9 protein-coding genes are annotated in these 9,691 nt (G+C 37.6%); 5 read left to right on the top strand and 4 right to left on the bottom strand.

Translation table 11 applies throughout. The features are described 5' to 3' along the window. From QMD21_06440 to QMD21_06450, 3 genes are all read left to right on the top strand, one after another. On the top strand, nucleotides 1-292 hold a 292-nt coding region (locus QMD21_06440; protein MDI6856399.1), incomplete at its 5' end, for a hypothetical protein. Then, nucleotides 283-1,488: a glycosyltransferase family 4 protein gene (locus tag QMD21_06445; GenBank protein MDI6856400.1), complete on the top strand. Its 1,206-nt coding sequence runs from the start codon at nucleotides 283-285 to the stop codon at nucleotides 1,486-1,488. The genes QMD21_06440 and QMD21_06445, both read left to right, overlap by 10 nt. Before the next feature lie 3 nt (nucleotides 1,489-1,491). Continuing rightward, complete coding sequence (locus QMD21_06450; protein MDI6856401.1) at nucleotides 1,492-2,568, top strand: glycosyltransferase; 1,077 nt, start codon at nucleotides 1,492-1,494, stop codon at nucleotides 2,566-2,568. Here the strand turns inward: QMD21_06450 and alaS are convergent. Together alaS and QMD21_06460 are read right to left on the bottom strand one after the other, a co-directional pair. Continuing rightward, nucleotides 2,557-5,283, bottom strand: coding sequence for an alanine--tRNA ligase (gene alaS, locus QMD21_06455; protein MDI6856402.1), 2,727 nt, complete (start codon nucleotides 5,281-5,283; stop codon nucleotides 2,557-2,559). The two genes, QMD21_06450 and alaS, sit on opposite strands and share 12 nt — an antisense overlap. 51 nt (nucleotides 5,284-5,334) lie before the next feature. Next, the gene (locus QMD21_06460; protein ID MDI6856403.1) at nucleotides 5,335-5,520 is read right to left on the bottom strand and encodes a hypothetical protein; all 186 of its coding nucleotides are present in this window, start codon (nucleotides 5,518-5,520) and stop codon (nucleotides 5,335-5,337) included. A gap of 64 nt (nucleotides 5,521-5,584) precedes the next feature. On the opposite strand from QMD21_06460, the gene QMD21_06465 reads away from it, so the two are divergent. Further along, a complete protein-coding gene (locus QMD21_06465) occupies nucleotides 5,585-6,772 on the top strand; it encodes a redox-regulated ATPase YchF (protein ID MDI6856404.1) in 1,188 nt (395 codons plus the stop codon). A 391-nt stretch (nucleotides 6,773-7,163) separates the two neighbouring features. After that, nucleotides 7,164-8,042: a hypothetical protein gene (locus tag QMD21_06470; protein MDI6856405.1), complete on the top strand. Its 879-nt coding sequence runs from the start codon at nucleotides 7,164-7,166 to the stop codon at nucleotides 8,040-8,042. Here QMD21_06470 and QMD21_06475 read toward each other — a convergent pair. Then, nucleotides 8,002-8,658 (bottom strand): hypothetical protein, encoded by a 657-nt coding sequence (locus QMD21_06475; protein ID MDI6856406.1) that lies wholly within the window; start codon nucleotides 8,656-8,658, stop codon nucleotides 8,002-8,004. The genes QMD21_06470 and QMD21_06475 overlap by 41 nt on opposite strands. Continuing rightward, nucleotides 8,649-9,584, bottom strand: coding sequence for a helix-turn-helix domain-containing protein (locus QMD21_06480; GenBank protein ID MDI6856407.1), 936 nt, complete (start codon nucleotides 9,582-9,584; stop codon nucleotides 8,649-8,651). The genes QMD21_06475 and QMD21_06480 overlap by 10 nt, the downstream gene beginning before the upstream one ends. Nucleotides 9,585-9,691 lie beyond the last annotated feature (107 nt).

A 9,691-nucleotide genomic window follows, 5' to 3' on the forward strand; every position in this document is an offset into this window, starting at 1 on the left:
AAATGCCTCTAAAGATATAACTCATGTTGCAATACATCCCATAAAATATTGGTATAAGCTTTTTAAAAAGTGTGGTTTTAATCCTACGCGAATTTACTATCAAGTTGGCTATCCGCAAATTCAAAATGCCCCTTATACTCTTTCTAAAAAATTTAAAATTCAAAAATTTGCGCAGTTATGGGCTATTATAAAATTAACGCAGTTATGGACTATTATAAAATTAAGTTTTAGAATGTTATGTGAGCAGGAATATATATTTCTACTTACTAAGATAAAGGATGTATGTGCATGAAAATTGCGTGCTTCCATAATTTCCTTACTGAGGAGCGTGGTGCCGAACTAGCATTCAAAAATATGGCGATAGGACTTGCAAAAATAGGTCACAACTCTGAAGTGCATGCCTTCGATATCTCTCAAGAATTTAAGAATGAATTTGTAGCCCATGGCATAAAATTCTTCTCCTATAATTTCAAGAAAGAAAGAGCAAAAGTGCTCAAAAGAAAGCTACTCTATTTTTTAAAATACGTACTCCAGTACCTCTTCACTATAAAAAAAATCTCTAAAAAAATCAATCTTGAAAATTACGATGTAGTGCTTGTTAGTCATTGGTATTCAGCAATGATTATACCCGGACTTAACAAGCCTGTGCTTTATTACTGTCAGGAGCCGCCAAGACATGTGTATGAGTTTGATCCAGGTGGTTTTGGGGAGCTACTGACCTCGGATGATGAAAGACTTTGTAAGATTATTGAGAAAAGAGTTTTAGATAGACTCTTAAATTTTATCACAAAATACATGGACCTATGGTGTGGGAGGAAAGCTGAGATAATAGTTGGTAATTCTGAGTATAGTAAGAGCCTTCTACAGAAAATTTACAAAAAACCTGTTTTAAAAGTGTATTTAGGTGTAGATACGGGGGTGTTCAAAGATAATCAATCTGAGAAACAAAATTTCATCCTGAGCATAGGACCTCTTTGCTTTTTTAAAGGGCATGATTTTGTAATTAATGGGCTAGCACTTCTACCTCCAAGTAAAAGACCTGCCTTGATAATAGTTGGAAGTGGTAGTAGCACTGATAGACAATACCTCTTAGAATTAGGTAATAGGTTAAATGTCAAAGTTGATATTAAGAGCGGAATGAGCACCGGCGAACTTGTAGGGTTGTATAACAGTGCACTCGCTACTGTATGCGCTTTTGTGCGAGAGCCTTTCGGACTCGTAGCTATAGAATCTATGGCTTGCTCTACCCCTGTTATCGCTGTTAAAGAAGGCGGTTTAATTGAAACCGTGAATAACGACCGCGGTATTTTGATTAGACGAGATCCTAAAGAGCTTGCTGAAGCAATAGCTCTTTTAGAAGATAGTCCTCGTTTAGCAAAAGAGTTTGGTAAAAAAGGCTCTGAGTTTGTCTCAAAAAATTTCAGTTGGGAACTGTGTTGTGAGAATTTAGAAAAAGCTCTGATAAAACTTACTAAACGAGTGTGCTAAGGTATGAAAAAAAGAATAGCAATTTTCCACGATTACTTCGACAAGCTTGGTGGCGGCGAAAGGCTAGTACTTATACTTGCAAGAGCGCTAGGCGCAGATGTAATAGCAACCGCTACTGACTTGGAGCTAATCAAAAAACTAGGGTATAAAGATGTAAAAGTTATAGGGCTCGGTAAAAACCCACCTTTCCAGGGGTTAAAGCAGATCTTAGCAACATTCAAATTCTTAACATGCGATTTCTCGAATAACTACGATTTATTCATACTTTCAGGTAATTGGGCTAAGTACGCTTCTTTGCGCCATCACCCCAATCTTTATTACTGCCATACTCCTGTAAGAGCTTTTTACGATTTAAGAGAGGAATATCTTGAGGAGCAGAAAGGATTTAAAAAATTGTTATTCAAGTTTTGGAGTTTTGCGCATAGCAAGTTTGACCAATATCAAGTGAAGCATGTTGATAAAATTGTTGTAAATAGTAGAAATGTACAAGAAAGGGTAAAAAAGTATTATAAAAGAGATTCAGAAATCGCGTATCCACCCGTTCCAACATCTAGATATTACTTTGAGAATTTAGGAGACTTTTGGCTTTCTGTGAATAGATTATATCCACATAAAAGAATAGATTTACAGCTTGAGATATTTCGCAACCTGCCCAATGAGTGCCTCAAAATTGTCGGCTGGTACAGTAAAGGCGACGAATCCGAAAAATATATGAAGAGTTTAAAAATACCTGAAAATGTAGAGCTGCTCGGCGAGATTGAAGAAGAAGCGCTAATAAAACTTTACGCTCAGTGTAAAGGCTTTATTACTACAGCCGAAGACGAAGATTTTGGTATGAGCGCTATAGAAGCAATGGCTTCAGGCAAAGCAGTACTTGCAGTGAATGAAGGAGGCTATAGAGAGACAGTAATAAACAATGAAACAGGCTTCCTTTTGCCTCCAAGAGCAGAGGCTTTTGTAAATAAAATTAAAGCTTTAAGTGAAAAAGATTTGGAAAGAATGAAAGATCAATGTAGAGCGAGAGCGCAGGAGTTTGATGAAAGTATATTCATTAGAAAAATGAAAGAATTATCTGACTAATCTTTTCGTAGATTTTTTAGCCATTTCCAATGCTTGCTTAAGCGCTTCTTTTTTAGCTCCGCCACCTTGTGCGAAATCCTTTTTTCCGCCGCCACTGCCATTTAAGAGCTTAGCGCATTCTTTTGCAAGCTCAGCGCAGTCAATAAAATCTAAATTCATAGACCTTGCTATCACAAAATTAGCCTCTCCTTTATCGCTGCCTAAAATTGTAACTATGTTATCGTGCTTGATTAATTCCCCGGCGAGCACAAAAAGCTCGTCTCTATCTAAAGGCAAAATATCGGAAATTATCTTTATATTACCTACACTTTCAGGCTTTAAAGCCAATTTCTTTACCTCGCTTTTGGCTTTGTATTCTCGTAAAGTTTCAACTTCTTTTCTTAACAACTTCCAATCTTCTATAAAATTATCTATCGTTCTCAATAGCTCTGAGGGAGTTGTTCTTAACTTGAGTGAGGCTTCTCTCAAAATACTATCTGCTTTCTGAATCTCTTTTAAAGTGGCTTCGCCAGCTACAAATTCTAACCTCTCAATACCGTCTTGTATTCTTTCATGTCGCGTTATTTTTATCAACCCTACTTCGTTTGTTGTTTTACAATGCGTTCCTGCGCAAGCCTGTACATCAAACTCGTTAATTTTCACAACTCTTATTTTATTGCCTGGCGGCACACCACCTTGGTATAATCTAAATCCGTATTTCTGCTCAGCCTCGTTTCTAGATACGAATTTCTTATCAATTTTAATATTTTCAGCAACTATGCGATTGGCTTCAAGCTCTATTTTCTTAAGCTCTTCGCTAGTTATCCTTGCAAAATGCGAAATATCTAATCTTGCAAAATCTAGCGTTTTCTGCGCTCCTTCTTGCCATACATGAGGACCTAAAATTTTTCTGGCAGCGCCAAGTATAATATGTGTGGCGGTATGATGTCTTGTAAGAGACACTCGACGCCTCCAATTGATTTTGCAATGAACTTTTTCACCTACCGCCAAACTACCTACTACTGTGTGGATAATAGCATTTCCTGATTTCTCTACATGAATTACTTTTAGCTCATTACCTTTTTCACTCACAATTATACCTTTATCGCAAGATTGTCCACCAGCCTCGGGATAGAATGCAGTTCGATCCAAAATTACATGGTTATCCTTTACGTAAATCACTTTAGCATCAAACTCTTTAATCTCAGGCTCTTCGTAAAATAATACTTCTGTGACGAAAGGAAGAGCTTCTTTTGGCGCTCCTTTTTGCTCTACCTTCAAGTGCCTTTCTGCAAGTATTGAGTAAAAGCTTTCAGGCACTTCTATACTAATATTAGATTCTTCAGCCACTTTCTGAACAACTGTGGGATGTATACCATAAGTATCGTAAAATTCTACAAGCACTAAAGGCTCTAGCTTTTTACCCTCTGCAAGCGCTCTTTTAACAATGCTTTTACCCTTTTCAAGAGTTGTACGATATTTGCCGGTCTCTAGCTCAAGTATTTTCATAATGATAGCCATGTTATCTTTTAGTTCAGGAAAATCTACTAATCTTTCTAGTTCCCAAGCAACAATCTCTGCTAAACTTCCCTTTATTTTGAGTTCTTCTATAGTTCTTAGCGCTTTTCTTATTACGAGTCTTGCAAGATAGCCTGCACGTACATTTGAAGGTACTATACAATCTCCCAGCATAAAGGCAATGCACTTAATACTATCGGCAAGCGCGTAAATTGAAGTTAAAATTTCAAGTGCTGTAAAATACTTTTCATCTAAAGATAACTTCTGAAGTAAGCTTTTCTTTACATTCTCAATTTCTCGCTTCGTACCAAGCTCTATATAACTGCTGAGTTTAGAATATTCTACAAGTAAACCCTTAAAATACTCGTTACTGAGATAATCTGCAATATCAGTCTCACTCAAACCAATCAAATATTCTAGGCAATCTGGGTAGATAGCCTCGTAGATTGTGGGAGTTGCTTTAGAAAGCCATACCATTCTTTCTAACCCATAACCTGGATCCACAACTTTCGTAGCCATTGGGGAGTAGCGCTCGTTGCCGAGCTCTATTGATCCTTTACTGTCTTGCTGGAACTGCATGAATACTAAAGTTGCAACTTCTAAACCCTTAATTACTACCTCAAGAGCTGCGCCTGCGTTACCGCCTCCAAACCATGGCTTCTCTTTGTAAATAATATCTTGGATTGCTACCCCGAGCTTGGTAGTGAGGAACTCGTTGCAATATCCAATAGTTTCTTCTTTCCAGTATATCTTCTCTTTCTTCGTATTGAACGCATGATGGCCCAACATTTCAAAAGTAGTTAAATGCTTGCTTGTCTTACCTACTAAATCAATATCGTTAAGTCTTATACAAGGCTGCGAAATTACGAGAGGGTTTGCAGGAGGTTTTACTAATCCGCTAGTAACTAAAGGCTGGAAATTGTAAATAGAGGCGTTGACTAGAAAAACATCCTCTCGCCAGCGAGCAATTACTGGATAGCGCTTTATTATTTTATGATTTAGAGCTTCGAAAAATTTTAAAAATTCATTACGCATTTCACTAACTTCATAGCACTTCTTTACAGGGCTATTGCCAATAAAACCGTATTCTGAGCATGGTGTATCGCCGCAGGTAGCGAGCTCTTCAATACTCCAGAAAGGAGTTTTGCATTTTTTGCATATTCTTCTCGCATAGCGGTTGTGCTTGAAGAATTCTAAGCGATACTCTTCTTCAAACATTCTATTTTTTTCAGTGCTTACTTGATTTAATTAGTATAGGAAAAGGTAGTATTAAAAGTTCGCGTACTTGCCAATCTTTCCAGAATATCTTTTCCTCTTCTCTCTAGCGCGCTTCTCATAATCTATTTTTACGTTTTTATGCACTGGACAAGGATAGTTAAGTCTGCACAACCTACATTTTTCAGGTGTTATTTTAGGCAATTCATGCACCATGTGTCCATATTTTCTTCTTGGCATTTCAATATAGAATAAAGTTCGCGCTTCAAAAACCTTATTCTTTAAAAACACATTTCGTATAATTATGCTGATAGGCATTGTTGGCAAGCCCAACGTCGGCAAGTCTACTTTCTTTTCAGCTTGCAGTTTAGCAAAAGCGGAAATTGCAAGCTATCCTTTTACTACGATAAAGCCAAATCGTGGCGTTGCATGGGTAAGAGCAAAATGCCCTCACGCGGATTTTAATGTGCAGTGCAATCCCAAGAATTCTAAATGCAAAAATAATATTAGATACATACCTGTAGAAATTATAGATGTTGCTGGCTTAGTGCCTGGTGCTCATAAAGGAAGAGGCTTGGGCAATAAATTCCTAGATGATTTAAGGCAAGCCGATGCTTTAATACATATAGTAGATGCAGCTGGAGCTACTGATTTTGAAGGCAATATATGCGCTGTCGGCACTCACAATCCATTAGACGATGTGCTGTTTTTAGAAGAGGAGATAGCTCATTGGCTTAAAGGAATTATAGCTAAAGATTGGAAAAAGTTTGCTCGCGAGGCTGAAAGCGCTCAAGAAAAACCTGAGAGTGTGCTTAGCAAAAGACTTACCGGGCTTGGAATAACTGAGCATGATATAAAGAGAGCGCTTCAGAGCACACCAACTTCTGAGAAGCTGAAAGATTGGAATGATAACGACTTAATTAATTTTGCAAAACATTTGCAAAAAGTAAGCAAGCCCATAATTATTTGTGCTAATAAATGCGATATAGCGCCTGACAGTAATTTAGATAAGCTAAAAAAGCTCGATCGCTTAGTAATTCCAGCTAGTGCAGAGAGCGAGCTTGCGCTAAGAAGGGCTGCGGAATCAAAGCTTATAGACTACGAGCCTGGAAGCAGTGAAATTAAAATCTCAGCGCCTGAAAAACTTACTGACAGACAAAGAAAGGGGTTGGAATTTATTAAAAAAGTATTAGAGAAGTTCGGCACATCCGGCGTACAAGAGTGCATAGAGCAAGCTGTTTTCAAAATGCTCGACTATATTGTAGTATATCCTGTAGAAGATGAGAATAAACTTACAGATAAAGATGGCAATGTATTGCCAGATGCTTATTTAATGAAAAGAGGCTCTACTGCTAGAGAGCTAGCTTATAAAGTGCATACAGAGCTTGGAGATAAGTTTATTCGCGCGATCAACGCAAGAGTCAAGCGCGTCGTTGGCGCTGATTACGAGCTGCATGATGGCGATGTGATAAAGATAATTGCCGCCATTTGATTTTTTTTCAAGCTTGTGATTTTTTTTTGTCTGCTTTTTTTCGTAGGGATTAGAAATGCGGGGGGCCGGATTCGAACCGACGAACCCCTTCGGGAAAGGATCTCTCAGAGCCTTTTTCTTTCTCTTTTTCAAAGAGAGAAAAAAACGTTCGTGAAAAGAAAGAGAAATACAGGGTATTCCGAAGGAATACCTTTAGAAATCGTAGGATTGCCTTACGGCAATCTACGAAAGAGGTCACGTTAGCAACCTTCGTGTTCTTAAGGGGTTGCATAGCAGCCCCTTACTTCTTTTTCTTTTCCGCCAGTCGCTTTTCTTTTTCTTCTAAAGAAAAAGAAAAGGGCTGCGGGCAAGTTTAAATATTACTTTAGAGATATGTAATTTTTGGTAATTTATGGAAACGAAGAAAATAATCGAAAAGATATTAGAGCTTCGAGGCTACGCTCTTAGCGATGAAAATAATGTAATAATAGCCACAAAAGGAAACACCAGAGTTGCAATAGCATGGGTAGAGAATGAAAAACAGATTACTCGTTTTTATGATTTAGTTAATACGAAAGCAGATAAGAAGATACTTGTATGCTTTGTTTTACTTGACAGCGAAATCCAAGCGCAGGTTAAATCTTTAGATATAATTTTATGGGATAAGGAGTTGCTAGAGAAAGAGCTTGGCAAAGCTATTATAGGTAGTGATAGCTCCTTTGAAAAGCTTGAAAGCAGGCATATTTTTTTAAAAAGCAAGCTTGACAGGGAGGATGCAGAGCTCGAAGTAAAGCATCTAAGTCTCAACTCTTTAACCCTGAATTTTTCGCCTTATTATGTATACAAATATACATGCCAAACATTTGAAGAAGGATGTTTGGATACAAAGGAAATTAAAGGCATTATAGGAATAAATGGGATTGACGGTAGTTATAAAATTTTAAAAGAGCTTGACGAGCAAACTTTAACTGAGCCGAAGCCCGATGCTGTCAAAAGTGCCTTGAAGCTTTCTGAAAGTAGTGCTTCCAAATTAGCTCGGCAAGCTCTCGTTGAGCTCAATACAAAGGTAATTGAGGTTAGAGATGAAAGGGCTAGAGCAATAATTTTCGAAAAGCGTAAAGTAGCTCCAAGCGATGATACAATATCGCTAACTCCTATTGGTATTTGGTATATTCCTTTCTGGCATGCAAAGGGCAAGCTTGGTACTGCAATAATCGATGGCATTACTGGCGAGATTGCGAAAGAGGATGTTATTCAAGGCGCTCCTGACGAGAAGATAGAAGTAGTCTGAGCTTTTGCTCAATACCATCAATTCGCTGGAGCTCTACAAAAGCTAAGATTTTCGTTGCACGGTCTAAAAGTGCAATTATTTTTGTTGCAATATACTCTTCGCGCTTCAGTGCTAATTCTTTATAACCTCTTAGTTTAGTGAGCGCTTTATCCCATTCGTAGACGAACTCCTCAGGGGTTTTAGCTTTAAAGCGCTTTCTCTTAAGTCTTCTAAGTCTTAAACTATACCTTGCCAAAGTAATAGGAGAAATTGCTTTTACAAACTCAGTTGCATAATCTTCTTCATTAAAATCTATTGCCTCTAGAGGCAGGGCTTTGCTACTGCATAAACTTATGACTTTTTCTAGATACGGCCACGGTACAATCACTTCACTATAACGAGCTAATTTTCGTGCGTAAATATCCTGCTCAAAACTCAAATAGAATTTTTCGTTTTCTAGCCCAGCGCTTTTCAAACGCTCTAGCTCTTCTTGCGAAATTTGCAAGGCAACAAGCTCGGGCGAAAGTCTCTCTATTATTCTCGCCGCCCTTTCTGCTTCTGTGGAAATAGGTTCAATTACTCCTACTAAAAATATTTTCTTATTACTAACGTTTAATTCCTTGTAATTTAAATCCATTTTTTAGCGCGCTCTAAAATAATTTCCCTGACGGCTTTGGGACTTGTCGCCTTTAAATCTTTCCAAGTTATAATAGGTATACCAGAAAAATTTTTCAAGTCAGAATTTTTAACGAAGAACACGCACATGCGCTTTATTACATTTGAAATACTCGCTATAACACGTATTTTTTTAACCAGCAATTTTTCGTTTTCGCTGATATATGTAATAAAAGTTTCTTTTTTGTTTTTAGTCAGCCCGTTAAAAGGGCTCTTGGAAGTAGGCAAGACTTCGTAGCCCAATTTGCTCAATCTATTAAAAACTATTCTTTCAAAAAATTCTAGCTTCTCTAAATCGGTTTCAAAGCGCTCCTCAGACTGGGTATAAGAAGAAATATCTATAGGCAATAGAATAGATTTCCCAATGAAACTTTCCAGTCTCAAAGCGGTCTCTATCTCAGGCTTCATGCCTTGCTCATATAGCTGTACTGCTTTTCTCGATACCCCTACAGCTCTAGCAATCTCCCCTAAAGATATTTTTCGTAGCCGTCTTATCTTCTTCATTTTTTCAAAATCGATACGTGCATAAAACCCGCCCGGCATTGCATAGACATATGGCATATTATCAATTACAAGCTCTTCAAATGTTCTCTCAGAAATTATTGGTATGTAGTGCCTTAAATATACAGCACCGTTTTCTATTTTGCTCGTACCACTCCTTTTACAAATCGTTATAGGTACTCCTTTCAAGAATTTACTTACCATTTTCAGCTCTTTAGCAATCTCGTATCTTATTGCACCAATATTTAGAAGAAGCTTTATAAAGAGTAGCAATGAGCCTTTTCTGGCTACGATATTGAAAGTACCGCTTCTGCAGTATTCTGAGACATTAAAATTGCTTCGCTGAAGAGTTTTTTTAATTTCTAGCGCGTACTCTAACCTCTGCACAAAATAGTATTATTTGTTAGTATTATAAAATTTATCTAATTGTAAAGTCAGGGGACATCTGCAACATTAGCTCCAAAACAGAGATTTTTACTTACGGTGACGGGGGC

It is taken from the genome of Candidatus Thermoplasmatota archaeon (assembly GCA_030018475.1).
Taxonomy (GTDB): Archaea; Thermoplasmatota; JASEFT01; order JASEFT01; family JASEFT01; genus JASEFT01.